Origin of the sequence: Salinispirillum marinum (genome assembly GCF_042650105.1) — a bacterium.
GTDB classification, from domain to species: domain Bacteria; phylum Pseudomonadota; class Gammaproteobacteria; order Pseudomonadales; family Natronospirillaceae; genus Salinispirillum; species Salinispirillum marinum.
Genome location: NZ_JBHSAL010000001.1, coordinates 816955 through 843766, shown reverse-complemented (window position 1 = coordinate 843766; position 26812 = coordinate 816955). Strand labels below are relative to the sequence as shown.

The following is a 26812-nucleotide window of genomic DNA, read 5'->3' as shown; positions in this document are numbered from 1 at the left end:
CCTAGCGATTCATCCGGTGATCAATCAATTCGTCCACGACGCCGGGGTCAGCCAATGTTGAGGTATCACCCATTTCACCGTAATCATTCGCGGCAATTTTACGCAAGATGCGTCGCATGATTTTACCGGACCGGGTTTTCGGCAAGCCGGGCGTCCACTGAATCAAATCCGGTGAAGCAATCGGGCCAATCTCTTTCCGTACCCAGCTGACGATCTCTTTGGTCAGCACATCGGTCGGCTCTACACCCGCCATCGGGGTTAAGTATACATAAATCCCTTGGCCCTTCAGATCGTGCGGATAACCGACCACCGCTGCCTCGGCAACGGCAGGGTGGGCGACCAATGCGCTCTCGATTTCTGCTGTACCCAAACGGTGCCCGGAGACGTTCAGTACGTCATCCACGCGTCCGGTAATCCAGTAGTAGCCGTCTTCGTCGCGTCGTGCGCCGTCTCCGGTAAAATACATACCGGGGTAAGTACTGAAATAGGTTTCAATGAACCGCTGGTGGTCGCCATATACAGTACGCATTTGGCCGGGCCAGGAATCCTTAATGACTAAGTTGCCCGAAACGGCACCTTCCAGTTCTTTGCCTTCCGCATCTACCAGCGCAGGTTGAATGCCAAAAAACGGGTTGGTTGCGCTGCCGGGTTTCATGGCGGTAGCACCCGGCAGTGGGGTGATCATGTGTCCACCGGTTTCGGTTTGCCACCAAGTATCAACGATCTGGCAACGACCTTTACCAAATTTATGGTAGTACCAGTCCCAAGCTTCGGGATTGATAGGCTCGCCCACGCTGCCCAAGATGCGCAGGCTGTCACGTGTGGACGATGAAATGGCCTCTTCACCTTTACCCATCAAAGCGCGAATGGCGGTGGGAGCGGTATAGAGGATGTTTACGCAATGCTTGTCTACCACTTCACCCATACGGCCAGCGCTGGGGTAATTGGGCACACCTTCAAACATCAAGGTGGTCGCGCCATTGGCCAACGGGCCATAAACAATATAGCTGTGCCCGGTTACCCAGCCTACATCGGCGGCACACCAGTAGATGTCGCCTTCTTGGTAGTCAAATACGGTTTGGTGGGTCAAGGAGGCGTACACCAGATAGCCGCCGGTGGTGTGTAAAACGCCTTTTGGCGCGCCTGTAGAACCGGAAGTGTACAGTATGAAAAGCGGGTCTTCCGCATTCATCACGGCGGGTTCACAGGTGGCGGGTTGGCTTGCTGTGAGGTCGTGATACCATTTGTCGCGACCGTTGTCCCACGTTACGTTGCCGCCGGTGCGTTTTACCACCACAACATGCTGCACGATCTCGGTACCGGGGGTTTTTAGTGCGGCATCAACATTGGCTTTTAGCGGGACGGGTTTTGAACCACGCAACCCTTCGTCGGCCGTGATGATGACTTTGGAGTCGCAATTGACAATACGGCTGGCGAGGGCATCGGGTGAGAAACCGCCAAATACGATGGAATGCACGGCCCCGACGCGGGCGCACGCCAACATGGCGTAGGCAGCCTCAGGAATCATCGGCATGTAGAGGGTAACACGGTCGCCTTTTTCTACACCGAGATCACGTAATGCATTGGCTAACCGTGCCACATGGTCGTGCAGTTCTTGATAGGTGATGTGTAGGTCTTCGTTGGGGTTGTCACCTTCCCAGATGATCGCCGTCTGGTTGGCGCGGGTTGGCAGGTGGCGGTCAATACAGTTGTAGGCAACGTTCAATTCACCGTCGTGATACCAACGAATGTGCAGATCGTCTTTGTCGAAGCTGACATCCTTTACCTGTGTATAGGGTTTAAACCACGTTAGGCGCTGCCCTTGTTCGGCCCAAAAGCCCTCGTTGTTTTCCACTGACGCACGATACATGTCGGCGTAGGATTGGGCGTTGACGCGAGCGCGTTGAGCGACCGCATCGGGTACCGGATACACTGGGTTGTCCATGTTTCTCCCCCTGATTCTTGTTGTGGACACGCCAGCGAACCTGGCGTGTTTTCGATAGTTGGGGACAGCATAAAGACATCAGGTGGCGATGAAAACCACCCTATTTTTTGTCCCCCGGTTCCTCGTCATCATTCATCGCATCGTACATCTCACGCAATGCTACTTTGGTCTGATCGTGGATTTTCGCGGGTTCCAGCGCCAGTAAACGGCTCAGAACATCGTCGATGCCTTCCGCAGAGTAGATGTTGAACTGTCCCTTTTCAACCGCCTGGATGACCTCATCATTCAGCATTAAGTGGCGAATATTGTCGGCCGGAATGATTACGCCTTGCTCGCCGGTTAAACCACGTGATGCACAGACCTTAAAGAAACCTTCAATTTTTTCATTGATGCCACCGACCGCCTGCACCTCGCCGTGCTGGTTCATCGAGCCGGTAACGGCGAGTGATTGTTTAACCGGTAAGCGGGACACCGCAGAAATCAGTGCCACTAATTCGGCACAGGTGGCAGAATCGCCATCCACATGGCCGTAGGACTGTTCCATGGCAATGTGCGCGTTTAGTGTCAGCGGGAATTCGCGCCCGTACTGTTGGGCCAAATAACCGTTGAGAATCATCACGCCCTTGGAGTGCACGGCCTGCCCCAGTTCCGCTTCACGTTCGATGTCCATAATGCCTTGCGAGCCCAAGGAGGCAGTAGCGGTAATACGTGCCGGGGAACCAAAGATGGATTCGCCGATTTCCATCACCGTCAACCCATTTACGCAGCCAACGCGTTCGCCATGGGTGGCTATTTTGATGGTGCCCTCAGCGATTTCCAGAATCATCTGGTCGCTGATCCGGCCACTGCGGTATTCCGCAGCTTGCAGGGCGCGATCGACGTGCTGTGCCTCGATGATCTCATCGCCCATCTCTTGGCGCAGATAGTCGGCCTCGGCGACCATTTTGAACAAATGGATGATTTGCGCTGAAATGCGCTGTTGGTGTTCGCCTTGGCGCAATGAAAACTCGATCAATCGGGCCACGGCATCCCGATGTATCGGCTGATAGCCTTTTTCTTCGGCGTAATGCTTGATGCGTAAAATGAGCTGTTCGACGGATTGATTGTCGCGCGGGATGTAGCTGTCGAAATCCACTAAAATGCGAAACAGCTCATTGAACTCGGGATCGAGTGCCAGCAGTTGATAATAAATATCGCGCGAGCCAATCAGAATGATTTTGACTTGCAAGGGCACCACTTCAGGGCTCAGCGTCACCGCATGCATCAAGCTGGGGTCCACAAAGGGCGACTCCATTTTGATCTGCCGGGTTTTTAGGGCGAGTTTTAACGCATCCCATGCGAAGGGTTCCATCAACAGCTTTTCGGCATCCAAAATAAGATAACCACCGTTGGCTTTGTGCAAGCTGCCGGGCTGAATCAACTGAAAATTGGTGATCGACATGCCCTGTTGGGTGGCGTATTCGATGCGCCCGAAGAGGTTCTGGTAGGTAGGCAGCAATTCGTACACCACAGGTACGCCGGTGGCGGGGTCATTTTGTACCATTAAATTGGGCAGCAATTGGCCATTCAACAGGTGCTTGCGATCAATGTCGGTAACTCGTTCGAGCGGCAAGTCTTCAAGGAAAATATCGCCAATAATGCGCGGCATCTGCTTTTTGAGCTGACGCAAATAGCGCAGGACGGAAAGATCACCATCGTACTTATGTTCCAATTCGCGCAGCAACGGCTTTACCGCCTGATTAATGGTTTCTTCATCCAAGCTGCGTTGCTTTTCGCTGGTTTCCCGCCGCCACTGAGGCAGTTCTAGCAACGCTTCATTGAGCACTTCTTCCAGGTCTTGAATGCGCCGTTGAAATTCGGTGCGCGCACCCTCGGGCAGTTGGGCAAATTCCGTCTCATCCAGCACCTTGCCTTCCACAATGGGTGCCAGAATGATACTGCCCTGATCGGACATCAAGGCCACTTCCTGTTGTGAGGCTTGGCGGTCCACCATCATGATGGCTTGGTCGTATTTTTGATTGAACTCACGATCAATGCTCGCCCGACGACGCTGATAACTGGGGTTTTCGAAGGCGTCGGGAAAGGTGCTCAGCAATTCATCGACAAAGGCTTCCATATCTTCTTTGAAGACCTTTCCTTTGCCCGCGGGGAGTTGCAGCACAAAAGGGTCGCGCGTGCGTTCAAAATTGTTGATGTAACACAGGTCGTTGGGTGGTGTGCGGCGATTGGCCACCTCACGGACATAGCTCGATACTAACGATTGGCGGCCCGTGCCGGTTTCACCCATCACATACAGGTTGTAGCCGGTGGCCTGCATGTTAATGCCAAATTCCAGCGCCTCTTTGGCGCGCGGTTGGCCCAAGAACCCGGACGCCCCTTCCAAATCGGCGGTGGTGGTGAAATTCAAGTATGAAAGATCAACGCGGGCGCGCAGTTGATCGCTGGAAACGAGTTGGGTCATGAATGGGTGTCCAATATTGGTCGCGTGGGTGGTGCAAACATGCCGTGGCCGGTTACACGGCCACCGCGCCCTTTATGTGCGGGTGCGCTTGGTAGCCCACCAGTTCAAAATCTTCAAAACGATAGTCAAACAGACTGTCCGGTTTGCGTTTAATGTGCAAGCGTGGCAGTGGAAAGGGTTCACGCGTCAGTTGCAAATCGGTTTGTTCTTGGTGGTTGTTATAAATATGAACATCGCCGCCTGACCATACAAAGTCACCGACGTCCAAGCCCGCCTGTTGTGCCATCATATGCGTGAGCAGGGCATAACTGGCAATGTTAAACGGCAAGCCGAGAAATACATCACAACTGCGCTGATAGAGCTGGCAGCTCAGCTTCCCATCCGCGACGTAAAACTGAAACAGTGAATGGCAGGGGGGCAACGCCATTTGGTTGACGTCCGCCGGGTTGTAGGCCACCACCAGCATGCGTCGTGAATCCGGATTTTGCGTTATTTGCTGCATCACCTGACTGATTTGGTCAATAGTTTCACCCGATGGGGTAAGCCAAGAACGCCATTGCTTGCCATATACCGGCCCTAAATCACCGTTCTCATCAGCCCATTCATTCCAAATGGATACGCCGTTGTCCTGCAGGTACTTCACGTTGGTATCGCCGTTCAGAAACCACAGCAGTTCGTAGATGATTGAGCGTAAATGCACTTTCTTGGTGGTGATCACGGGAAAGCCATCTTGCAGATTAAACCGCATCTGATAACCGAAGACACTTTGCGTGCCGGTGCCGGTTCGGTCGGTTTTATGGTTGCCGTTGGCCTTAATGTGTCGAATCAGGTCTAGATATTGTTTCATGTCCGTGTTTTCCCAGACTTTTTGTTGGCTTTCGGTGTGGTTGGCGATTGGGTGTCATTAATCTTCTTTTGATAGGCCATCATTAAGAAGGCGACGCCCAGAACCAACATGGGTTGCGACAGCAATATACCCATGGTGAGCCAGTCGGTACCCAAGAGGTAACCGATGTGACCGTCCGGTTGGCGGAAAAACTCAGCCACCGAGCGGAAGAATCCATAGCCCGTTAGGAAAAAGCCAGTGACCGCAAAGCGAGGCCGTGGTGAATGGCTGAACCACCACAGTAAGATAAACAATAAAAGGCCTTCACCCGCAGCTTGATAGAGTTGCGACGGGTGGCGTGCTAACGCATCGGGGGCGTTTGGGAAAATCATCGCCCAGGCAACATCGGACGGACGGCCCCACAGTTCACCGTTCATAAAATTACCCATGCGCACAGCCGCAATACCCAGCGGCACCAGAGGTGCAATGAAGTCGGTCACCTGCCAATACGATTTGCCGTATTTGCGCGCAAAAAGTAGCAGCGCGGTGGAAACGCCAATAAACCCGCCGTGGAATGACATGCCGCCCTGCCAGATGCGCACCAACATGAGGGGGTCGTTCAGCCAGGCGTCGAATTGGTAGAACAAGATGTAGCCAAGGCGTCCACCCAGCAACGTGCCGATGATGACATAGGTCAGCATGTCGCTCACCATGTCCGGTGTCCAGCCACGCCATGTTTGGTGTTGGGCGCGCCAACGACCTAGATACAGGCCAGCAAAGAACGCCACCACATAACTCAGGCCATACCAATAAATGGAAATCGGGCCAAAGCTTAATAGAACAGGGTTGAGGTCATGCGTCCATGGCATCGGTTCAGGCTCCAGTGATGAACGGTTGAGTGAGGGCGTGATGCAGTTGTGCCGATAGCACATCCACGGCGCGCGGGTTGGGCAGCATGGCCGGAATAATGATGTCTGAAAACCCTTTACTGGGCTCAACGAAGGACTTATAGCCGGGGCGCACCGTTTTCAGGTATTGCGCCACAACGCTGTCAGGCGTCCGGCCGCGTTCATTGATGTCCCGCGTCAACCGGCGTGCCAAGCACATATCCAAGGGGGTGTCCACGTAGACTTTAAGATCCATCAAGTTAGCAATGTCACGACAATGCAGAATGAACAAGCCTTCCACTACGATCAAGTCTGCCGGGCCTAAATTCCGCATTTCCGGTTTCCGGTTGTGTACCGCATAGTCGTATTGCGGTACGTGCACGCTGCGTCGTTTGCGCAACGTTCGTAGATGCTCCAGCATCAAGCCATGCTCCAGAGCCGCCGGGTCATCGTAATTGGTTTGTTCACGGATCGCCATGGGCACATCCGTCTGATCCAAATAGTAATAATCTTCCCGCATAACCGCCACGCTGTGGTTGGGCAGTTCCTCGCGAATGCGGGTGACTAATTGATTGGTTAAGGTGGTTTTGCCGGAGCCTGAAGCGCCCGCAATGCCGATGAGTACTGGTTCCCGCATAGCGTGCCGTGCCCTTACCGAGGAAGTTGTCTGGAGGTTCAGGGCCATGTTATTGGCCGCTTGGAATGGGGCGATATTTAAGCACAAAACTGCCTTTGGGCGTAGTCGAATCTGCTATTTTCAGGCACAGAGTAAGAATGCGCTGCGCAAATAATTTCGTTATTCTTGTTGCAGAAGAATGCAGGAGCAGAGCAGGATGTTGCAGGCGTGGGTTAACGTAAAAGCCGTTAGCGGGTTAATGGTCGTAGGCAGCTTGCTGCTGTCGCCCTTGATACATGCCCAAACGTCCGTCAAAGGTCAAAAAGCCCTACCCGCCAATACCATGGTCGAGAGTGTGTTGCGTCTGGGTGGTCGGTCCAATGGCACGGAGCGTTATCGCGTTGCGTTGGCAGACGATATTCTGGCCTTTGAAGCCACACTGACGGCGCAGGATTTTGATATCGATCTGGCGTTGTACAATGCCCACGGTGAGCAGATCGCGTTGGCCGACAGCTACCGCGCGTCAGAAACCTTGCAGGTCATTAGACTGGATGTACCGGAGCTGACGGGTGGCACCTATTCGCTGGAGGTTTATTATCCGTTTGACGACGCCCCGGTGGGTTCAGATGGCAACCTGGTGACGACCATTCCCTTCACGTTAGAATGGCAACAAGCCACCCTTGGTGAACCGGATCGGCTACCTGCCAATGTACCTGCTCAGGGTCATCTGAAACGCCAAGCCGGGATGATTGCTTACTACCGTGTAGAGGTTCCCGCCGCCGCTGAGGCATTACGGATAGATGTGGTGGATACCTTCAGCGACCTCGATCTGTTTGTTTTTGCCGACCAGCCCTCCGCAGACATCGAGCGGAGTCAATGGCACGCTGATACGATGCGCGCACAAGAAAAGTTGATCATCACTCAGGACAGCTCGCCGCCTTTACGGGCGGGTACCTATTATGTGGCCGTGGCGGACTTATTAGAGCGTCAGCGCGACATTGAGTTTGGCTTATGGCTCAGTTGGGATGCCGAACCACCACAGGCCTTGGATCCGCAAATATCGTTGCCGGTTACCGAGCCGGGGTTACCGACGAGTCTATTGGCAACGGTGGAAGTTCGTGCCGGATACTCCGTGGGTTCTGGTACATTGGTGTCGCCGGACGGATACGTGTTAACCAACCATCATGTGATCGAAGAGTATATGGAAGAAGGCGGGGATATTTTGTTGGGGATGAGTCTGGATCATCGTTTGCCAACGCGCGAGCTGTTTTATGCCGACCTTGTAGATGCTGCGCCCGAGCGCGACATGGCGCTGCTCAAAGTTCGCGCTACCTTATATAGCGAACCCTTGGCGCGCTATTTACCGCTACCTTTTATTCCTATTGGCGACGACTCGGCACTGCGTATTGGTGATGACCTCATCACCATCGGTTACCCATGGGTAGGTGGCCGCTGGGCGCGTGGCACGGTGAGCTTTACGCGCGGCTATGTGTCGGGGTTTGAAGCGGACGAATACGGTGCCGTGATTAAAACCGACGCCGAGTTTTCGGCCGGTAACTCCGGCGGCGCAGCGTTGAATACCGATTTCGAATTAGTGGGTATTCCTACGGAAACCGTCGGAACGGACAGCGGCAAGTTAGGCTATGTGTACCCTATCTCGGCGCTGCCAGCGAGTTGGCGAGCACTGATCGCACAGTGAATACCCTCCGATAAATGACGTATTAGCTGCCTTAGCACTGCGACTGCAAATAATTCTCCAAGCCTATAGCTTTGATCAACCCAAGTTGTTGTTCCAGCCAGTGCGCATGGTCGCGTTCGGTGTCATCCAGCAGTTTTAGCAGAATGTCGCGGGTAACATAGTCTTGCTCGCGTTCGCACAGCGCGATGCTGGTTTTCAGCGCGGCGGCAACGTCATACTCGGTTTGCAGGTCGGCGGCGAGCATGGTGGGCACGGTGTCACCTAAACGCAGGGGTGCGCGCTGCACCACGTTCGGGGTACCTTCCAGAAACAAGATGCGCGCAATCAAAAGCGTGGCATGACCCGTTTCGTCCTGGCGTTCATGGTCTATGCGCTCGAACAGCTTATGGTAGCCCCAGTTGTCGTACATCTGGCTGTGGATGAAGTATTGATCGATGGATGCCAACTCAAAAGCCAGCAAGTCATTCAGGGTTTGGATGATATTTGAATTACCTTGCATGGGTGGCTCCTATGAAAATGCCATGGACTGGAGATAGTTTTCTTGCCCGAGGGATTGCACTAAGTCTTGCTGGGTTTCTAACCAATCGAGGTATTCTTCTTCGGCTTCAAGCAGCTCAGTCAGTTCGTCTCGGCTTACGTAATCTTGTTTGCTTTCGCAAGTCGCAATGGCCTGACGAAGCTCGGACAACATGCCGCTGTAAAGTTGATGATCGCACTGCAGCATTTCCACTGGGTTTTCACCGATGCGTAAGCGACCCAAGTGCTGCACGTTGGGTAAGCCTTCGAGAAACAGAATGCGTTCCATTAACTTGTCGGCGCGCTTCATGGCATGGATCGACTCATGATAAAAGCGGTCGTTCAATACAGTGAAGCCTGAATTGCGGCACATACGGGCGTGCAAGAAGGTTTGATTGATGGCCACTAATTCGTTGGCCAGTACAGCGTTTAGGGCAGTGATAATGTGGCTATCGGCTTTCACGGCACGTCCTCGAAGGTAAAAAACCAAGAGAACTATAGAAGATCATGGGTGGTTTGGCGAATGACTGTGCGTAAAGATGCCCAGCTCGGGCGCGGCGCTTTACGCGGCATTGGGCGTCCAAAAGCCGATTTTCTGGTGTGTTTCTTGAACGACAGCGCGCGCGTGGCAAGCACATTTTCCACATACGGTGGCTACACCCAATACGTTGCGAACATCACGCAGATCATGTGCCGCGCCGGAGACAATGGTCTCTTCTATTTGGCGTTCGGTAATGCCTTTGCAAATGCAGACGTACATGTAGTGGCTCCCATCAGGCTGATAATGCGAATTATTCCTAAATAGTAACGATTGTCAAAGGTTTTTAGGGTCGCATTACGAAACCTTGAATATTTTGTAATAAACCTTCAGAAATGGTCCATGCGGCCTAATCATATGGCTGGTTTGATATGTTTATTGGGAAAAAATGAAAGATTACTACAAAATGGATGCGATTTTATCTTTCACCACGTAGAATACATCGCAGTTTTCACCATGACCGAGGGAAATCTGCATGTCCGTAATCAAAATGAGCGATCTGGACTTGGCCGGTAAGCGTGTGCTGATCCGTCAAGATCTGAATGTCCCTTTCGATGATAAGGGTAACATTACCTCCGACCAACGCATTACCGCTTCCGTTCCCACCATTAAACTGGCGTTAGAAAAAGGCGCCAAGGTCATGGTGACCTCACATCTTGGCCGCCCGGAAGAAGGTGTGTTCGATGAAAAGTCTTCACTGGCACCTGTAGCGGCGCACTTGAGCAAATTGTTGGGTTTTGATGTACCGTTGATCCGTGATTGGGTCGATGGCGTGGATATGGGGTCACATAACCTCGTGCTGCTCGATAACGTGCGGTTCAATAAAGGCGAAGGTAAAAACGACGACGCTTTGGCGCAGAAAATGGCTAAATTGTGCGATGTGTTCGTGATGGATGCCTTTGGTACTGCGCACCGCGCGCAAGCGTCAACGCATGGTGTAGCGAAATATGCCCCCATAGCTGCCGCAGGCCCATTGTTGGCCGCCGAACTGGAAGCGTTAGCAAAAGCCTTGAAAGAGCCCGCCCGCCCGATGGTGGCTATTGTCGGCGGTTCTAAAGTTTCCACCAAGTTGACCGTACTCGAAGCGCTGTCTGAGAAGTGCGACATCTTGGTGGTCGGTGGTGGTATTTCCAACACCTTTGTGGCGGCTTCCGGTCACAACGTTGGCCAGTCATTGCACGAGCCAGACTTGATCGGTGAAGCCAACCGCATTCGCGCCAAAACCGAAGTGATTTCTGTCGAAGACTGCCGCACCACCACGCTGCGCTTCAATGAATGGCGTCATGATGCGCCCGTGTTGGAGAAAGAGTTGGATCAGGTGGCCGACAATGAAGAAATCATTGACTACGGCCCACGCACTGCCGCGAAAGTGGCCGAAATTCTGAAGAATGCCAAAACCATCATCTGGAATGGCCCGGTGGGTGTGTTCGAGTTTGATGCCTTTGGCAAAGGCACCGAAACCATTGCACGGGCTATTGCAGCAAGTGATGCCTTTTCCATTGCCGGTGGCGGTGACACCTTGGCGGCGATTGACAAATACGATCTGGCCGATCAAATTTCGTACATTTCCACCGGTGGTGGAGCGTTCCTGGAATTTGTGGAAGGCAAAACATTGCCCGCCGTAGCCATTCTGGAAGAGCGCGCCAAGGCGCAATAAAACCGAAACAGGCCTGTGCTATACTGCGCTTCGCAACACAGGCCGCTAAGCCCTGCCATGCAGGCTCCGACAATCGCGCAAAACGCAGAGAGAACAGGACATAATCATGACGCAATTATTAGAAGTCGTTAAACCCGGCGTAATCACCGGTGATGACGTACAGAAAGTTTTCGAAATCGCCAAACAACAGAAATTCGCCTTGCCCGCCGTTAACGTGGTGGGCACAGACTCCATCAATGCGGTCTTGGAAGCGGCGGCCAATGTAAAAGCGCCCGTTGTTATCCAATTCTCTCACGGCGGTGCGGCGTTTGTGGCCGGTAAAGGCTTGAAAATGGACGGCCACGAAGCGCAAATCATTGGTGCTATTTCCGGTGCCAAACACGTTCATGCGGTAGCAGCAGCCTATGGCGTGCCAGTGATTTTACACACCGACCACGCCGCAAAAAAATTGCTGCCGTGGATTGATGGATTGTTGGCCGCCAGCGAAGAACATTTCGCGGCCACTGGTAAGCCGTTGTTCAGTTCGCACATGATCGACTTGTCCGAAGAAAGCCTCGAAGAAAATATCGCCATCTGTGCAGAATATTTAGCGCGCATGGACAAAATGGGCATGACGTTGGAAATTGAATTGGGCGTAACCGGCGGTGAAGAAGACGGCGTAGATAACACCGGCATCGACAGCTCCGAACTGTATACTCAACCGGAAGATGTGGCCTACGCTTACGAGCAGTTGATCAAAGTCAGTCCGCGTTTCACCATTGCTGCGTCGTTCGGTAACGTGCACGGCGTGTACAAGCCTGGCAATGTGAAATTGACACCGGTGATTTTGGACAACTCGCAAAAATACGTGTCAGAAAAATTCGATCTACCGGCCAAGTCGCTGAACTTTGTGTTCCACGGTGGTTCAGGTTCTACTGCCGCCGAAATCAAAGAATCCATCAGCTACGGTGTGATTAAAATGAACATCGACACCGACACCCAATGGGCAACGTGGGATGGTGTGCGTTCCTACTACGAAAGCAAGAAAGCGTACTTGCAAGGTCAGATCGGTAACCCGGAAGGCGACGACAAGCCGAACAAGAAATACTACGACCCACGGGTATGGTTGCGCGAGGGCCAAACTGGCATGATCAAACGGTTGGAACAGGCATTCACTGAACTCAACAACGTGAACACCCTCTAAGGGTTCATCCTGCGTGCTCAGTGTGACCCACGCCATGCATCAACGCCGCTCTACGCGGCGTTTTTTGCCTATGCCTATCGCGCAAGAAACGGTGGAAACGTTGTTGCAAGCGGCGCGTCGGGCGCCAAGTGGGGCGAATCTGCAGCCGGGTTTTGTGCATGTGCTTTCCGGTGCGCCATTGGCGAACCTGTGTGAACAGGTGTGTGCGGCATTTGATGCCGGTGACCGGCGGCCTGAAGCCTATACTTACTTTCCCGATCCCATGCCAGAGGTGCTCAAAGCACGCCAGCGAACCGTCGGATATGCCCTGTACAACAGTTTGGGCATTGCGCGTCGTGATCTGGTGGGCCGAAAAGCGCAACATCGGCGCAACTTCACTTTTTTCGATGCACCTGTGGGGTTGGTGGTGACCATTGACCGCGCGATGGGTGCAGGCTGTTATATGGATCTGGGGATGTTTCTCCAATCCATTTTTCTGCTCGCCGAAGAGGCAGGGTTGGCTACTTGCGGCATTGGCGCGCTGGCCAGTTACTCGCATGTGTTGCAGAGAGCCTTGAACCTGCCCGAAGACCAGACTGTGGTATGTGGTATCGCATTGGGTTACGCCGACACGACAGCGCCGGAAAATCAGTTTCCTACCGAGCGTGCAGGGTTGGCTGAATTTGCCCGGTTTTCCGGTTTTTAGGTATTCTCAAAAACGGCTACGCTGGCCAACCCACCGGCTCCAGCAATTGCCATTAACGCTTGACTACCCTTCGTTTGCTGCTGCAACTCATGCCAAGCGCGCACCGCTAGAATTGCCCCTGAAGCGCCAATCGGATGCCCTCGTGCCAACGCGCCGCCCAAGCGATTGATGCGCTCCGGTGGCAACGCTAACAAGCGGCTATTGTGTATGGCCTGTACGGCATAAGCCTCCATCAATTCGATAACGGCAAAGTCCTCCGCTTGCCAACGGTGTTGCTCCCATAGCCGTTGTACGACCGGCACTATGGCTGCGGGTGGTTGGTCTGCCGCAGCACCACCGGCCAGCCCTGTTACCCAGCGCACGGCTTTATCAGCGTTGGACAACTCAGACAAAACCGCTTCGCTGACCAGTAAAGCAAAGGCAGCGGCATCGGCTTGTAAGGCGGTTCCGGCCACATCAATCAGCCCCAATTCATTGCTCTCGTTTAGTTGCGCCAAGAGCGGTGTGCGTTTTGCTATTGCTGGCGTCAAAGACCGGGCCGCCACATCGTCCTGTTGTCCCGCCACGGGCACAATTTCGGCCGATAGCGCCGCACGCCCGGCCAGAGTCTTACGATGACTCTCGATTGCCCAGTCATGTTGTTCGTCGCGAGTAATGCCGTGCGCAAACGCCAAGCCAGCCGCCGCATCGGCCATGTCGGGGTCGCGTTCTGGCCAGGGGGTAAAGGGTGGCCGTTCGTAGGCTTCCGCCGGATGTCCTCTGTGCAAGGGTCGATGTAGCCTTATGGCCCGCCGACTGGTGCTCTCCACACCGCCCACCAGCACGATGTCGGCTTGCCCGGTGGCAATAGATTGTGCACCTAAACGAAAACTGTCCAAGCCCGCGCAGCATTGGGTGTCTAGGGTCATGGCCGGTCGGTGTTCAGGTATTCCGGCCGCCAAGGCGATTAAACGCGCGGGGTTACCGCCTCCGTATAATGCGTTGCCCAGAAGCACTTGTTCAATTTCGGTCACTCTTAAGCCGGTATCGGCGCACAGGCGATGAATCACCGGCGTGGCTAAATCGGTAACGGACAACGCTTTAAACGCGCCATTTACAGGCACCACGGCGGTGCGTAAGGCCGCCGCAACATACACTGGGCGCATCAGCGGGTCTCCTTGTGGGCCATGGTTTCTACAAGCCATGTTTGAATTGCCATAAAATCGGTTTTGCCACTGGGGGTCAGTGGCCAGTGATCCAACCATAACCAGTCTCGCGGAACCTGTGCAATAGGAAGCCGCTGTGCGCTGTAGCGCTTCAAGGCATCTGGGGTTAAGGCATTTGCATCACCGTGCAATACGCCAACGATACGTTGCCCGCGCAGTGCGTCTGGCAAGCCGAGCACGGCGGCCTGTTGAATTTGCGGGTGCTGGGTTAGCCAGCTTTCCAGTTCCTCCGGGTAGAGATTCTGTCCGCCACTGACCAACATCCGCTTTTCACGGCCGACTAAAAACAGGTGTCCGCCAGCGTCCAGGTACCCGTGATCACCCACCGTCAGCCACTCACCATGGCGCGCAATTTCATCGCCACCCCCGCATTCGTAGCCGTCGAACAGCAATGCACTGCGTACCCAGATACGCGCGCGCTGGCCAGTGGGTACCGGGTTATCCGGGGTATGACCGATGCACACATCCACCCCGGGCACCGGTTTGCCAACCGAGCCGGACGGCGCGCGTCGCGTGTCATTGTGCACCGCGACAAAACTCATTTCCGAGGTGCCATAAAATTCCGTTAACTGGGCCTGCGGGAAGAATCGATGAATCGCTGCGCGGGTATCATCCGGCCATTTCGCGCCACTGATGATCAGGTGGCGCAGTGAGGTGTTTGGAGCCTGTCGCTCATGGGTTGCCATCTGCAAGAGCAATTGCACTTGGGTGGGCGTGCCGTAGAGCGCGGTTACCTTTCCTGTCAGCAGTGTTTGCCATACGGTGCGCGGGCGAAACTTAGACACTAAGGTGACAGGAATGCTGCGTTGCAAAGCGTGGATAACACCATATAAATGCAAAGACGTCGCCAGGCTGCCCGGCGCCATCACTCTATCGTCCGGCCCAAGGTCGAATAATTGATCGCTGATGGCGAAACTGGCGAGCCATGAATCATGATTACGCCGGTAGCCCTTGGGCAGGCCGGTAGAGCCCGAGGTGAAACCCACATAAAAAGGCCAGTCTGCTTCCGGCTCAGGCAGGTGTGCGGGTAAATGTTCCGGCGGATAACTCGCATCGTGGTTGCCATTGAGCCGATCGACATCGGTATCTTGCAGCAGCGCCGTCATGTTCAACTGTTGAACGATTCGCTGGCGTTGATCGGGCGTCCACTGCGGGTCAAACACCAATGCCCGATGGCCCGCCCGAACCACCGCCAAAAAAGCTTGCACCAGCAGCAAAGGGTCGATGATATCAAGACCGATCGCCTGCTGTGTGCCATGGCGGCTATACAGGGTTTGCGCAAGAGCCATAACACGCTGCTGTAACACAGCCCAACTCAGGCGCTGAACACCGCATGAAAGTCCAATTTCAGCACCTCTTTTGGTCGCTTGAGTGGCTAATGCTGAGCCTATATAGCCGGCTGAACGGGTTAATAAAGGCATATTCATGGTCTGTTTACAAAGTGAATGCACTATAGCAAAGGCGTACCGCAGAGCGTAGCATCGGCGTACATAGGCAGTATTATGAGGAAAGCAGCATGCATATGGTGACCTTACCCAATGGCGACGTTGTACCGGCTTTAGGACAGGGAACTTGGATGATGGCCGAACAGGCGAGCCAGCGCAGCGCCGAAATAGCCGCGTTGCAACACGGCATCGACTTGGGCATGACACTGTTAGACACCGCCGAAATGTACGGCGAAGGCTTGGTTGAAGAATTGGTTGGCGAAGCCCTGCAAGGGCGGCGCGATGAGGTGTATCTGGTCAGCAAAGTCTACCCCTGGAATGCCAGCCGACAAGGTACGGTAGAGGCCTGCGAGCGCAGCTTGAAACGGTTGCGTACCGATCGGTTGGATCTGTTTTTGCTGCACTGGCGCGGCGAACACCCGTTGGCGGATACCGTAGCGGCCATGGAACAGTTACAACAGGCAGGAAAAATTCGTGCATGGGGCGTCAGCAATTTAGACACTGACGACATGGAGGAGCTCTTGGCCGTACCGGGCGGCGTGGGTTGTCAAACCAACCAGGTGCTTTATAACTTATCCAGACGTGGCATTGAGTTCGACCTCTTGCCGTGGTCGCGCGCCCGGCAAATCCCCATCATGGCCTACAGCCCCATCGAACAAGGGCAGCTTAATACGCAAGGCGTACTGAGCACCTTAGCCACCCAGCATGGCGTAACGCCGATGCAAATTGCCTTAGCCTGGGTGCTGCACCAGCCTGACGTGATCGCCATTCCCAAAGCAGGGCGAGTCGCGCATGTGGCTTTGAATCATGCCGCGCTGTCCATTCGTTTATCCCCGCAAGACTTGGCTGCCTTAGATCGGGAATTCTTGCCGCCTACGGCGAAACGCCCGTTGGAGTCGATTTAAGTTCAATTCATGAACCTGATTCATGAAGCCGTGAAAAACTCGACGATGTGGAAGCGATTATTCTTGTGGTAAACTGCGCGCCGCCAAGACGTCCTCAGGCTTAGCCTACAAAGGACGCGCACCTCCACCAAGCTGCCTTGTGCGGCGGCGAAAACATGGGAATGACAGCAAGCATGGCCAAAACATCGCTCGATAAAGCTAAAATCCGCATTCTGTTGTTGGAAGGCATTCACCCGTCTGCGGTTGAAGCCTTTGAACGCTCGGGCTATACCGAAATTGAAGTGTTGCCGTCGTCACTGCCGGAAGCGCAGTTGAAAGAAAAAATCCGTGATGTGCATTTCATTGGTATTCGTTCGCGTACGCAACTTACGCGCGATGTGTTGGAGCATGCCGAGAAGCTGGTCGCCATTGGCTGTTTCTGCATCGGCACGAATCAGGTTGATTTGCGCGCCGCCACCGAAAAAGGTGTGGTGGTGTTCAACGCGCCTTTTTCGAATACCCGCTCGGTGGCCGAATTGGTGTTGGCGGAAGCCATTTTGTTGTTGCGTGGTATTCCTGAGAAAAACGCGGTATGCCATCGCGGTGGCTGGCTGAAATCCGCCGTGAATTCCTATGAAATTCGTGGCAAGACTTTGGGTATTGTTGGCTACGGCAATATTGGTACTCAGTTGGGTGTGTTGGCCGAAGGCTTGGGCATGAACGTGATTTTCCACGACATCGTCAACAAGTTACCGTTGGGCAATGCTTCTCAAGTGGGCAGCTTGCGTCAGTTGCTGGCCTCGTCTGATGTGGTATCACTGCATGTTCCTGAAACGGCCTCTACCAAGTGGATGATGGGCGCGGCGGAATTTGAAGCCATCAAGCCCGGAGCCGTCTTTATCAATGCGGCGCGTGGCACCGTAGTCGATATTGATGCCTTGGCGGCGGCCTTAGAAAGCAAGAAATTGCTTGGCGCGGCCATTGATGTATTTCCGGTTGAACCGCGCGGCAATGACGATGAATTCCAAAGCCCCTTGCGCGCCTTCGACAACGTGATCCTGACCCCGCACGTAGGCGGCAGCACCATGGAAGCGCAAAAGAACATTGGCTCGGAAGTGGCGGAAAAACTCGCCATGTTCTCCGATAACGGCACTTCCATTTCAGCCGTGAACTTCCCTGAAGTGGCCTTGCCGACGTTGGAAGGCAAACACCGTATTTTGCACATTCACCAGAACGTTCCGGGTGTTTTGTCGTTGATCAACAGCATCTTGTCGGACAACAACATCAACATCAGCGCGCAGTATTTGCAAACCAATGAAACGGTGGGCTATGTGGTGATTGATGTTGACCAAGCCTTTGGCGCGTTGGCGTTGGAGAAGCTGAGCCAGGTGAAGGGCACCATTAAGGCGCGTATACTGTTCTAAGACGGTAGGAACATTTTGCTCAGGAAGGGTCGGTGGTATGCTAGCCGCATGAAAAATCAATTCGTGGTTAAGCAATCCATGCGTCTGGGGCGGCTAGGTCTAACGGTCTGGCTCGCCCTGTGGTGTTTTCCGGTCGGGGCGCAAGCCAATCCCGAGTTCAGAACCTGGTTGCTCGAACAGCAACGCAGTTTTTCGTCCTTTCGTGATCAGCAAGATGCCGACTTTGCGCGTTTTCTGGCCGAGCGTTGGGTCGCGTTTGATCTGTTCGTACAACAGCCTCCAGCAACGGAACCCAAGCCGCAAGTTTTGCCAGAGTGGACGGAGCCGCAAGTAGAGGTTCCTGAACCGCGGATTCCCCCGGCTGACGCTCAGCCCCCCGTCGATATTGCCGCACCCTTGGTCACCAACCCTCTGCCGGAGCCTGTATTGCCAACGCCACAGGCCAGCGCTGGAAACGTTCGCTATGCCTTGCAATATGAGGGGCTCCGGGCCGAGTTTCGAGCCCGCCAACGGTTAAACACGACGCTACCGGTTCGTCCGGGGCAGCGTTGGACCCAGCAACACATCACCACCTTTTGGAATCGGTTATCGGGTTGGCAAGATGCCGATGAACTGAACCGTCTCATTGCAGAATTGGCCCGAAGACATGCGTTGAATTCCTACGATCGTTTGTTGGTTACGCACGCTTTTGCCGGCCAAATTGCGCCGGAGCCTGATGCACAAACCCTGCTGACCTGGTATCTCATGTTGCGGCAGGGTGCGCAGGTCCGGGTGGCCTTTGATGCGCAAGGTCTGTATTTATTGGCCGCCACCCGCCAAGCGCAATACAACGTGCCTTACATTTCCTATGATGGCGTTCGGTTTTACGTGGTCGGTGCCGACAATGATGGCCCATTCGGACCATTGACCAGCTACCCGACGCAGCATCAGCGGGCCAGCAGCTTTTTGGAATTAACACCGCATGAATCGTTATTGATTGCCGATGATTGGACGGAGCGCCGGGTATCCATTCCCTGGAACGGCAGTGCAATCAACTTAGCACTGCCCGTGAGCCCGGCCTTAGTGCGCCATGTGCAGCAATATCCGCAAATGGCGTTGCAGGATTACTTCACGTTACCCATGCCCCGGGTGATGAGGGAATCCTTGCGGCGCCAATTAGCACCATATTTGGTGAACCGTTCCCCGCAGGCACAAGCGGAATTGTTGCTGCGAGTCAGTCAGTGGATAACCGGTTATCAAACCGACCAAGCGCAGTTCGGGCGTGAATATTATCAACACCCGGTCGAGTCATTCAGTAACGGACTGAATGACTGCGAAGACCGGACATTGATCTTGGTGCAACTGTTGCGTCATTTCACTGAGCTGGATGTGGTTGTCCTGTATTTTCCGGGGCATGTTGCCGCCGCCGTGCGCTTGCCACCCACCGACTTGTCGGGTATTGACGTCGGTAATGCCTCGTTCTACTTCGCTGATCCGTCTTACCTTAACGCGCCACTCGGCAAGCTCATTCCTCAGGCGGAAGGTCTTCGGCCGCGTTTGATTGGAGTGCCATAACGGATGCGGCGCTGGGTGCAAGCAGGATGCATGGTGGCTGTGATGAGCGGGTTAACCGGCTGCGCCACCTATGGCGACCAACAACAAGCCGCACTCATCGCCATTGAGCAGGGAGACTACGCCACCGCAGAAAGCCAGTTTACGGTCGCGTTGGAAACGCAGGCCCGAAACGAACTGCTCTATTTTCTTGAAGTCGGCATGGTGCGCCATTTGGCAGGCGACTATGCGGGCAGCAATGCCATGCTGCAACGTGCCGATGAATTGCGCGATACGCTAGGGTTCAATAGTCTCGGTGTGCAATTTCAGAATTTCATGAGTAGCCCGGCCATGGGCACCTACCATGGCGCGACCTATGAATTTGCCTATGTGAACTATTTCAAAGCACTTAATTATTTGGCTTTAGCGCAGCAAACCGGCGATAACCAATGGCTGGACGCGGCACGGGTCGAGGCGCGGCGGTTAGAAATCATCCTAAATGAATTTGCCGCCAACGAAGGCGATTACCTAACGGTCGCCACGTCAGAAGATGAACAAGCCGCCGGGTTCTTACAGGTTTTGCGGGTCTTGAATGGTCAATATGTGGATCCCAACAGCTTAATTTACCGCGACGATGCCTGGGCCCGTTTCTTAGCCGGGATTGCGTACGAAAATTTGCGCGAATGGGACAGTGCACGTGTGGCCTATCAAGCGGCAGCGAATGCCTATGAACAAGGCTATGCCGAACAGTATCAACTGGGTGCCGAGGCCACCCGTTTGGCGTGGACATCGACGGTTCGGATGATGCGTACCGGGGGCGGTTGGGCCGATGAATGGCCGCGTTTGGTGGAAGCAAAAGGGCTTTCAGAAGAAGAAACTCGACCTTTAGCGGCCGATGAGGCCATGTTATTGGTGGTAGAGCACACCGGGTTTATACCCCCGATCGGTGAATTGAACCTCTTTTTGAGCAAGCGTGAAGCCGCTAAATCGCTCGTGCTGGAGCCGGTCATTACCGGCGATGAGGCGCAGCAATTAGAACAACTGGGGTGGTTCACACTGCATTATGCGGACACCGGGATCATCGACCTGCTGGCGCGTTATCAAGCCGGTGGCCTGTGGCAGGTCTTGGATGATCCTTTGCGCAGCAAACAGGTACAACTAGGCCCCTTGTGGGATGTGGCGGATGAAGTGGGCTTGCTGAATGGCATCGGGCCGCTCGGCGTGCGTGTATCCGTGCCTTATTACCCGCCCGCCTATGACGAACCCACCGCTTCCGAGCTAAGGTTGAATGGCGCGTCACACGGTACTGTGGTTGCTATGGCGAACATCGAACAACTGGCGCGTCAGGAGCGTTTGCGTTTGGCGCAAGATGAAATGATGGCAGCCCTGTTGCGCGAAACGATCAAAAATGCGGCAAATCAGTGGGTCAGTGAGGTCGCTAGCAGCGGCGACGACGGTTTGGCGTTGTTGTTTAATCTTGCTGGCCGTGCGGCCGCCACCGCCACGGCACGAGCTGAAACCCGGCACTGGGTAACCTTGCCGAGCTGGGCGCGAGCTAACGCGGTACGTTATAAAAGCGTCGCCGGCGAGCCCATTGCATTGAGCTTGCACGCCGACGAGCAAACCTTATGGGCGCAAGATGTTGTACTGCAGCCCGGTAAGGTCAATATTTTTTACGCGCGTACCTTTGGTCATTGATGCCAAGGCGCATTATCATGGTGGCCTGTGCTACCCATCTGCAATGAGGAAAGGAACATGAAATCGATTCACGGTGCGTTATTCGCCTTAACAATAGTGGCTCTTGCGGCTTGCGGCGGGCCATCGGTAACCGTAACGCGGGAAGACCCGAATCAAGAAATTGCCCTGACCGACCGTTGGAACGCCACGGATTCTCGCCTTGTTTCAGAAACCATGATCAACGATATGGTGGCGTTTCCATGGTACAACCAATTTGTGCAAGCCAATAACCAGCGCCCGGTGGTCATTGTACAGAGCATTCGCAACCGCTCGCACGAACATATCCCCGTCAATACGTTCATCAACGACATTCGCCGAGCCATGCTGATGACCGGACAACTGGAATTTGTAGCCGGTGGAGAAGAACGTGATGAAATTCGTGAAGAGCGTTTGGATCAAGAATTGAACGCGCGCGAAGATACCGTGAACGCCATGGGTCAGGAGATCGGTGCCGACTTCGCCTTAACCGGTGAGATCAATTCTTTTGTCGATTCGTTAGACGGCCAACGCGTCACTTATTACCAAGTAGACATGAAATTGGTGAACCTGCTCGACAACCGCGAAGTTTGGTTAGGCACCGAGCGCATTCAAAAATTGCAGCAACGTCGCTAAAGGGACGGTCGAATAGAACGGGTCATCCGCCAAATCAACCCCGCTGAATGTTCGTTCAGTGGGGTTTTTTTATGCCTGCACGAATTCCATTGGAGAGGAAACTACACCGTCAAACCATCCGCCTCCACCAGTGGGGTGGGAGGGTGGAGTAGGGGTGCAGATGCTCAGGTGGAAAAGATGTGCAAACGGACAAATTTACTTGTGACGAGCGCTAGCGCAGGAGTAATTTAGGCCGCGTTACGAGGTCTGTACCCCGCACACTGACAAAAAGAAATGATGCGTGCATTGAACGCTAGAACAACAAAAATGAACACAACAGGAAGGCATACCATGAAAAAATTATTAGTTACCGCTGTGGCCTCGGCAACGGCCGCATTGGCGATGAATGCCGCGGCAATGAATGAAGGCGAAATTTTGATCTGGATCGGTGGCGATAAGGCCTATACCGGTCTGCAAGCGGTGGGTGATCGTTTCACTGAAGAAACCGGCATTCCTGTGCGGGTGGAAATTCCGGATGACGTACAAGCGCGGTTCCGTCAGGAAGCGTCTTTGGGCCGTGGCCCAGATGTGATGATTTGGGCACACGATTGGTTGGGTGAATTGGTTGAAGGTGGTTTGGTGCAGCCGATTAACCCGGCAGACGATGTTAAGGCTCGCTTCGATGACTTTGCTTGGTCAGCCAACAGCTACCAAGGCCAAGTATATGGTTATCCCCTGGCAGTAGAAGCGGTTGGCCTGATCTACAACAAAGCGTTAGTACCTACCCCGCCAAAGACCTTTGAAGAAGTGTTTGCCATTGATCGCCAATTAAAGCAAAACGGTCGTTCAGCGATTTTGTGGGACTACAATAACGCCTTCTTCTCATACCCGGTATTGTCAGCCTCCGGTGGCTATGTATTCGGTGACGACGCAAACGGTGTACCCAGCGCGCGCGATGTCGGTATGGCCAATGGTGGAGCCATTCGTGGTGCAGAAATGATCGATCGTCTGATCAAAGAAGGTGTTATGCCTTCAGGTGCGGCCTACGGTGAAATGGATTCCGGTTTCGCACAAGGCCAAGTTGGCATGATCATCAACGGACCTTGGGCGTGGAACGGTTATCAATCAGCGGGTATCGACATCGGTATCGCACCAGTGCCTGCGGTGCAGGGCAACAGCATGGGTAAATCGTTCGTGGGCGTTTTATCGGCCAACATCAATGCCGCATCGCCGAATGCGGATTTGGTTGATTTGTTCATGAGTGAGTACTTGCTGACCACTGATGGCATGCGCCAGATGGATACATCGGATCCTTCGCGTGGCTTGGGTGTATCGGCGCACTTGGAATACGTGGAAGAGCAAATCCGCAATTCTGACCAGGGTGAACTGATTGGTGCTACCTACGCCATTGCTGAAGCGGGCACCAACATGCCAAACATTCCTGAAATGGCGCGTTTTTGGTCGAACGTTGGTCCGGCGTTAGAGGCCATCACGACCGGTCGTCAAGCGCCGACAGAAGCGATGACGGCAGCCGTTGAGCGCATGTTGCGCTAAGCTTAAACGCGTGCTTACCAGCAAGGGTTAGGGTGAACGGTACTCCCGCCGTTTACCCAACCCATGCGCACTCCCACAACCCGCCGAATGGCGGGTTCTTGTTCACTGTTCAGTTGAGAGTTTGACATGGCGAACCCCAATGCCATCCCTATGGCACCGGAAGCCCACAACGTTCCCGCATGGCAAAAAGCCGTGCAGTGGGTGGTCATATTGGTGCTGTCAGGCAGTTTATTGTTTTTAGCGACCCTGATGTACAGTTCGGGTGATGTCCTGTTCGCCAGCGCGATGATCGCCTTGGCCGGTGTTATCGGGTTCGTGTATTTAAACCCCCGTATTTATGTCGCACGGTATCTCTTGCCGGGCCTCGCACTGATTGGCCTGTTTTCGATCTTTCCCTTGTCTTACACCGTGTTATTGAGCTTCACCAATTACAGTTCAAGTAACTTGATCAGCTTCGACCGTGCCAAGACGACCTTGTTACGGCAAACCTATACCGATGAAGGTGGCACGGTACCGTTTGAGTTATATCCTGCCGCCAACGGGCAGTTTCGTTTAGTCATACATTATCCCGAACAGTCCTACGCCAGCGCCCCCCTTACCCTAGCCGCAGGGCCGGACGCGACACCGCAAGCCATATCTCTACAGCCCATCAGTACGCCTTTGGCGGAAGCACCGGCCACACTGCGCGATGTGTTGGCGAATCGCGCGGGTTTACAGGCCCTGAGTGCTGAAATACCCGATGTAGGTGTGCTGACCTACAGTGGACCGCGTGCTTTTGGTGCTGTGCGCGCGTTGTATCAAGAAGATACAGAAGACCCCAACCGCCTATTAAACCAGCAGACGGGCGAAGCCTTAGTGCCTGACTTTACGCGCGGCTTCTTTTACCGCGACACCCCACAGCGCCAAGCCATTTTGGCGGATGTTGATCTGTTGACGGAGATCCGTGACGGTTCGGCGTCGGTGCTCGACTTACAAACATTGAACAACCTTAACCGCACCCAAGTACAGGCAGAGTTTCGCAATTTGCAGGCCGATCTCGAACGCGCCTTGCGCGAATACCGCGTAGTACCGGGCTTTCAGGTCAATACCGGGTTGGCTAACTACCGCCGTATTTTTGTCGAAGAAGGTATGTTAGCGCCCTTTGTGAAAATTTTTACCTGGACGGTCATCTTTGCCAGCTTCACCGTGGCGGCGACCTATCTGTTGGGGTTGGTATTGGCCTGTTTGTTAAACTGGAAGCTGGTCAAGGGCTCGGTGATATACCGGGTGTTGATGATCCTGCCCTATGCCGTACCGGCGTTCATCTCTATTCAAATTTTCAAGGGCTTATTTAACCAAAACTTCGGTGAAATAAACCTGATTTTAGAGTTCTTCTTTGGTGTAAAACCGGCGTGGTTTACGGACCCGACGCTGGCTAAGGTGATGATCTTGATCACCAATCTCTGGCTCGGCTACCCCTATATGATGATTTTGGGCCTGGGCATGTTGCAGTCCATCTCAGACGATCTCTATGAAGCGGCCTATTTGGAAGGCTCCGGCATCATCAATAACTTCTTTCGCATCACCTTGCCGCTGGTCAGCAAACCCATGATCCCGCTGTTGATCTCCACCTTCGCCTTCAACTTCAACAATTTCCTGTTGATCTATCTGCTGACCAAAGGTGGCCCCAACATACTGGGTGCTAATCCATTGGCTGGTGAAACCGATTTGTTGATCAGCTACGCCTTCCGCTTGGCCTTTGGTGACAGCACCAATGAATACGCTTTAGGGGCGGCCATTGGTGGTCTGATCTTTCTGCTGATCGTGGCGTTATCGCTGTTTTATATCCGTTACGCCCGTGTCGACGTGGCACGCTGAGGAGCAACATTATGGTCATTACTCAGGGTACAAAAGTTCGCGTTTGGTTAACGCATGCATTCCTCATCGGCTTTGTCGCTATCATTCTGTTTCCGTTACTGATGGTGGTATCGATCTCGTTTCGGGAAGGCAATTTTTCACGCGGTGATTTGATTCCACGCAATTTTACGTTGGAACACTGGACCTTAGCGTTCGGCAAAACCTATGTGGGCATGAACAACAACGGTTCCATGCTGGACAGCGGTGTTGGGCGCCCTAATCTGGGTATCGGGCGCTTGGAAATCAGCACCGATGGCGCATGGTCGCTGGATGTTAACAGTGAAATCCCCGCACAATATTTTCCATTGCGCAGTTATATCCGGCTCTTGACCATCGACGCAGCCGCGAACCCGGTCTTGCAGTCGAATCAGGTTGATTTTTTGCTGGTCGACAACGATGAGCAAGCCGCCAATACAGCGGAAGGTGTTCAGGTGGTACGATTAGGCGATCAGCTGGCAGGGCAGTTGCGATTGCCTGAAGGCTTCCAAGGCTCGGGTCGACCGCGCTTGGAATTTGGCTCGGCGTATTACACCTTGCCGCCGTTCCCAGTGCTGACCTGGTTGCAGAACTCCATCAAGATATCGCTGATTACGGCCTTCTTGCTGTTGTCATTGTCCGTTACGGCGGCGTATGCCTTCGCTCGATTGCGCTTTAAGGGCAAAATGCACCTGTTACGATCCATGTTGCTGTTGCAAATGTTCCCAGCGGTGCTGGGCGTGATTGCCTTATATGAAATGTTTGATCGCTTAGGCTTCTATCTGCCCGCCTTCGGATTGGACACCCATGCGGCCTACATTTTGGCGATGCTGGCCGGGGTTACTATGAATATCTGGATCATCATGGGCTATTTCAGCTCCATTGATTCCGCGCTGGAAGAATCGGCCTATATCGACGGCGCAACCCCATGGCAAACCTTCTATAAAATATTACTGCCCTTGAGTGTGCCCATATTGGCGGTGGTGTTCATTCTGGCGTTTATCACCACCATCAATGAATTTGTGTTGGCGAGCGTGCTGCTGCGCAGTCAGGACAACCTGACCTTGGCGGTGGGTTCCACCTATTACTTCCAACCGCAAAATACCCTGTGGGGTAATTATGCAGCGGCGGCTGTGTTGTCGGGTGTGCCTATTACCGTGGTGTTTTTGATCGCGCAGCGGTTTTTGGTGAGTGGGTTGACCGCCGGTGGCGTCAAGGGTTAAAAAAGGCCTGCTTGTGTTAAGCGCCAGAATCAGTAAACTACGCGGTTCGCCAAACTTGGCTGGGCTATCACAATAGCCCTAACCGTAAACGCTAGAGGAAGAAAGCATGGCACGTGTGACCGTTGAAGATTGTTTGCAGCACGTTGATAACCGGTTTGAATTGATCATGGTCGCTTCCAAGCGCGCCCGTCAAATCGCCAACCAGGGTGCTGAACCGCGCGTTTCGGTTGATAAAGATAAACCGACGGTATTGGCGCTGCGTGAATTGGCAGAAAACAAAATTTCTGTTGATGAAATCATGAGTACGCCAGAGCGCGACTGATCTCGTCAATGC

The 26812-nt window shown here is 53.8% G+C and carries 23 protein-coding genes; 13 read left to right on the top strand and 10 right to left on the bottom strand.

Annotated elements, in window-relative coordinates:
- Window position 1 precedes the first annotated feature (1 nt).
- From acs to udk, 5 genes are all read right to left on the bottom strand, one after another.
- A complete protein-coding gene (gene acs, locus ACFOSD_RS03965; protein ID WP_380693307.1) occupies window positions 2-1945 on the bottom strand; it encodes an acetate--CoA ligase in 1944 nt (647 codons plus the stop codon).
- A 100-nt stretch (window positions 1946-2045) separates the two neighbouring features.
- Window positions 2046-4406, bottom strand: coding sequence for a Lon protease family protein (locus ACFOSD_RS03960; protein WP_380693309.1), 2361 nt, complete (start codon window positions 4404-4406; stop codon window positions 2046-2048).
- A gap of 52 nt (window positions 4407-4458) precedes the next feature.
- The gene (gene thyA / locus ACFOSD_RS03955; RefSeq protein WP_380693311.1) at window positions 4459-5253 is read right to left on the bottom strand and encodes a thymidylate synthase; all 795 of its coding nucleotides are present in this window, start codon (window positions 5251-5253) and stop codon (window positions 4459-4461) included.
- Complete coding sequence (lgt, locus tag ACFOSD_RS03950; protein WP_380693313.1) at window positions 5250-6101, bottom strand: prolipoprotein diacylglyceryl transferase; 852 nt, start codon at window positions 6099-6101, stop codon at window positions 5250-5252. The genes thyA and lgt overlap by 4 nt, the downstream gene beginning before the upstream one ends.
- A gap of 4 nt (window positions 6102-6105) precedes the next feature.
- Window positions 6106-6756, bottom strand: a complete 651-nt coding sequence (gene udk / locus ACFOSD_RS03945) for a uridine kinase (RefSeq protein ID WP_380693315.1) — start codon at window positions 6754-6756, stop codon at window positions 6106-6108.
- 196 nt (window positions 6757-6952) lie between these two features.
- Between udk and ACFOSD_RS03940 the strand changes: the two genes are divergently transcribed.
- Window positions 6953-8434, top strand: coding sequence for a S1C family serine protease (locus tag ACFOSD_RS03940; RefSeq protein ID WP_380693317.1), 1482 nt, complete (start codon window positions 6953-6955; stop codon window positions 8432-8434).
- 31 nt (window positions 8435-8465) lie between these two features.
- Here ACFOSD_RS03940 and bfr (ACFOSD_RS03935) read toward each other — a convergent pair whose 3' ends face one another.
- The 3 genes from bfr (ACFOSD_RS03935) to ACFOSD_RS03925 form a co-directional block, all read right to left on the bottom strand.
- Window positions 8466-8933: a bacterioferritin gene (gene bfr, locus ACFOSD_RS03935; RefSeq protein ID WP_380693319.1), complete on the bottom strand. Its 468-nt coding sequence runs from the start codon at window positions 8931-8933 to the stop codon at window positions 8466-8468.
- Window positions 8934-8942: 9 nt separating this feature from the next.
- Window positions 8943-9413, bottom strand: coding sequence for a bacterioferritin (bfr, locus tag ACFOSD_RS03930; protein WP_380693321.1), 471 nt, complete (start codon window positions 9411-9413; stop codon window positions 8943-8945).
- Window positions 9414-9512: 99 nt separating this feature from the next.
- On the bottom strand, window positions 9513-9710 hold the full coding sequence (locus ACFOSD_RS03925) for a (2Fe-2S)-binding protein (RefSeq protein WP_380693323.1): 198 nt from the start codon (window positions 9708-9710) through the stop codon (window positions 9513-9515).
- Window positions 9711-9963: 253 nt separating this feature from the next.
- On the opposite strand from ACFOSD_RS03925, the gene ACFOSD_RS03920 reads away from it, so the two are divergent.
- The 3 genes from ACFOSD_RS03920 to ACFOSD_RS03910 all read left to right on the top strand — a co-directional run bounded on the left by ACFOSD_RS03920 (window position 9964) and on the right by ACFOSD_RS03910 (window position 13013).
- The gene (locus ACFOSD_RS03920; RefSeq protein ID WP_380693325.1) at window positions 9964-11145 is read left to right on the top strand and encodes a phosphoglycerate kinase; all 1182 of its coding nucleotides are present in this window, start codon (window positions 9964-9966) and stop codon (window positions 11143-11145) included.
- A gap of 106 nt (window positions 11146-11251) precedes the next feature.
- Complete coding sequence (gene fbaA, locus ACFOSD_RS03915) at window positions 11252-12328, top strand: class II fructose-bisphosphate aldolase (RefSeq protein WP_380693327.1); 1077 nt, start codon at window positions 11252-11254, stop codon at window positions 12326-12328.
- A gap of 13 nt (window positions 12329-12341) precedes the next feature.
- Window positions 12342-13013 carry a nitroreductase gene (locus ACFOSD_RS03910; protein ID WP_380693329.1) on the top strand — a complete coding sequence of 224 codons (672 nt, stop codon included), beginning with the start codon at window positions 12342-12344 and terminating at the stop codon, window positions 13011-13013.
- On the opposite strand, the gene ACFOSD_RS03905 is transcribed toward ACFOSD_RS03910, so the two are convergent.
- Together ACFOSD_RS03905 and ACFOSD_RS03900 are read right to left on the bottom strand one after the other, a co-directional pair.
- A complete protein-coding gene (locus tag ACFOSD_RS03905) occupies window positions 13010-14158 on the bottom strand; it encodes a thiolase family protein (protein WP_380693331.1) in 1149 nt (382 codons plus the stop codon). The genes ACFOSD_RS03910 and ACFOSD_RS03905 overlap by 4 nt on opposite strands.
- A complete protein-coding gene (locus ACFOSD_RS03900; protein ID WP_380707522.1) occupies window positions 14158-15639 on the bottom strand; it encodes an AMP-binding protein in 1482 nt (493 codons plus the stop codon). The genes ACFOSD_RS03905 and ACFOSD_RS03900 overlap by 1 nt, the downstream gene beginning before the upstream one ends.
- A gap of 95 nt (window positions 15640-15734) precedes the next feature.
- Here ACFOSD_RS03900 and ACFOSD_RS03895 point away from each other — a divergent pair, with 95 nt between their 5' ends.
- The 9 genes from ACFOSD_RS03895 (at window position 15735) to rpoZ (ending at window position 26800) form a co-directional block, all read left to right on the top strand.
- Window positions 15735-16568, top strand: a complete 834-nt coding sequence (locus tag ACFOSD_RS03895; protein ID WP_380693335.1) for an aldo/keto reductase — start codon at window positions 15735-15737, stop codon at window positions 16566-16568.
- A gap of 173 nt (window positions 16569-16741) precedes the next feature.
- Window positions 16742-17971: a phosphoglycerate dehydrogenase gene (gene serA, locus ACFOSD_RS03890; RefSeq protein WP_380693337.1), complete on the top strand. Its 1230-nt coding sequence runs from the start codon at window positions 16742-16744 to the stop codon at window positions 17969-17971.
- 48 nt (window positions 17972-18019) lie between these two features.
- Window positions 18020-19525 carry a hypothetical protein gene (locus ACFOSD_RS03885; protein ID WP_380693339.1) on the top strand — a complete coding sequence of 502 codons (1506 nt, stop codon included), beginning with the start codon at window positions 18020-18022 and terminating at the stop codon, window positions 19523-19525.
- Window positions 19526-19528: 3 nt separating this feature from the next.
- Entirely contained in the window at window positions 19529-21199 is a 1671-nt protein-coding gene (locus ACFOSD_RS03880) for a hypothetical protein (protein ID WP_380693341.1), read from the top strand.
- A 57-nt stretch (window positions 21200-21256) separates the two neighbouring features.
- Window positions 21257-21850: a penicillin-binding protein activator LpoB gene (locus tag ACFOSD_RS03875; RefSeq protein ID WP_380693344.1), complete on the top strand. Its 594-nt coding sequence runs from the start codon at window positions 21257-21259 to the stop codon at window positions 21848-21850.
- A gap of 330 nt (window positions 21851-22180) precedes the next feature.
- A complete protein-coding gene (malE, locus tag ACFOSD_RS03870; protein WP_380693346.1) occupies window positions 22181-23383 on the top strand; it encodes a maltose/maltodextrin ABC transporter substrate-binding protein MalE in 1203 nt (400 codons plus the stop codon).
- A 126-nt stretch (window positions 23384-23509) separates the two neighbouring features.
- On the top strand, window positions 23510-25240 hold the full coding sequence (gene malF, locus ACFOSD_RS03865) for a maltose ABC transporter permease MalF (protein ID WP_380693348.1): 1731 nt from the start codon (window positions 23510-23512) through the stop codon (window positions 25238-25240).
- 11 nt (window positions 25241-25251) lie between these two features.
- Window positions 25252-26478: a maltose ABC transporter permease MalG gene (malG, locus tag ACFOSD_RS03860; RefSeq protein ID WP_380693350.1), complete on the top strand. Its 1227-nt coding sequence runs from the start codon at window positions 25252-25254 to the stop codon at window positions 26476-26478.
- A 106-nt stretch (window positions 26479-26584) separates the two neighbouring features.
- Window positions 26585-26800 carry a DNA-directed RNA polymerase subunit omega gene (rpoZ, locus tag ACFOSD_RS03855; RefSeq protein WP_380693352.1) on the top strand — a complete coding sequence of 72 codons (216 nt, stop codon included), beginning with the start codon at window positions 26585-26587 and terminating at the stop codon, window positions 26798-26800.
- The last annotated feature ends 12 nt before the right edge of the window (window positions 26801-26812 follow it).

Coding starts and splice junctions, on each gene's coding strand:
- acs (WP_380693307.1), bottom strand. CDS start 1,945: ATGGACAACCCAGTGTATCCGGTACCCGATGCGGTCGCTCAACGCGCT.
- ACFOSD_RS03960 (WP_380693309.1), bottom strand. CDS start 4,406: ATGACCCAACTCGTTTCCAGCGATCAACTGCGCGCCCGCGTTGATCTT.
- thyA (WP_380693311.1), bottom strand. CDS start 5,253: ATGAAACAATATCTAGACCTGATTCGACACATTAAGGCCAACGGCAAC.
- lgt (WP_380693313.1), bottom strand. CDS start 6,101: ATGCCATGGACGCATGACCTCAACCCTGTTCTATTAAGCTTTGGCCCG.
- udk (WP_380693315.1), bottom strand. CDS start 6,756: ATGCGGGAACCAGTACTCATCGGCATTGCGGGCGCTTCAGGCTCCGGC.
- ACFOSD_RS03940 (WP_380693317.1), top strand. CDS start 6,953: ATGTTGCAGGCGTGGGTTAACGTAAAAGCCGTTAGCGGGTTAATGGTC.
- bfr (WP_380693319.1), bottom strand. CDS start 8,933: ATGCAAGGTAATTCAAATATCATCCAAACCCTGAATGACTTGCTGGCT.
- ACFOSD_RS03925 (WP_380693323.1), bottom strand. CDS start 9,710: ATGTACGTCTGCATTTGCAAAGGCATTACCGAACGCCAAATAGAAGAG.
- ACFOSD_RS03920 (WP_380693325.1), top strand. CDS start 9,964: ATGTCCGTAATCAAAATGAGCGATCTGGACTTGGCCGGTAAGCGTGTG.
- fbaA (WP_380693327.1), top strand. CDS start 11,252: ATGACGCAATTATTAGAAGTCGTTAAACCCGGCGTAATCACCGGTGAT.
- ACFOSD_RS03905 (WP_380693331.1), bottom strand. CDS start 14,158: ATGCGCCCAGTGTATGTTGCGGCGGCCTTACGCACCGCCGTGGTGCCT.
- ACFOSD_RS03900 (WP_380707522.1), bottom strand. CDS start 15,639: ATGCCTTTATTAACCCGTTCAGCCGGCTATATAGGCTCAGCATTAGCC.
- ACFOSD_RS03895 (WP_380693335.1), top strand. CDS start 15,735: ATGCATATGGTGACCTTACCCAATGGCGACGTTGTACCGGCTTTAGGA.
- serA (WP_380693337.1), top strand. CDS start 16,742: ATGGCCAAAACATCGCTCGATAAAGCTAAAATCCGCATTCTGTTGTTG.
- ACFOSD_RS03885 (WP_380693339.1), top strand. CDS start 18,020: ATGAAAAATCAATTCGTGGTTAAGCAATCCATGCGTCTGGGGCGGCTA.
- ACFOSD_RS03880 (WP_380693341.1), top strand. CDS start 19,529: ATGCGGCGCTGGGTGCAAGCAGGATGCATGGTGGCTGTGATGAGCGGG.
- ACFOSD_RS03875 (WP_380693344.1), top strand. CDS start 21,257: ATGAAATCGATTCACGGTGCGTTATTCGCCTTAACAATAGTGGCTCTT.
- malE (WP_380693346.1), top strand. CDS start 22,181: ATGAAAAAATTATTAGTTACCGCTGTGGCCTCGGCAACGGCCGCATTG.
- malF (WP_380693348.1), top strand. CDS start 23,510: ATGGCGAACCCCAATGCCATCCCTATGGCACCGGAAGCCCACAACGTT.
- malG (WP_380693350.1), top strand. CDS start 25,252: ATGGTCATTACTCAGGGTACAAAAGTTCGCGTTTGGTTAACGCATGCA.
- rpoZ (WP_380693352.1), top strand. CDS start 26,585: ATGGCACGTGTGACCGTTGAAGATTGTTTGCAGCACGTTGATAACCGG.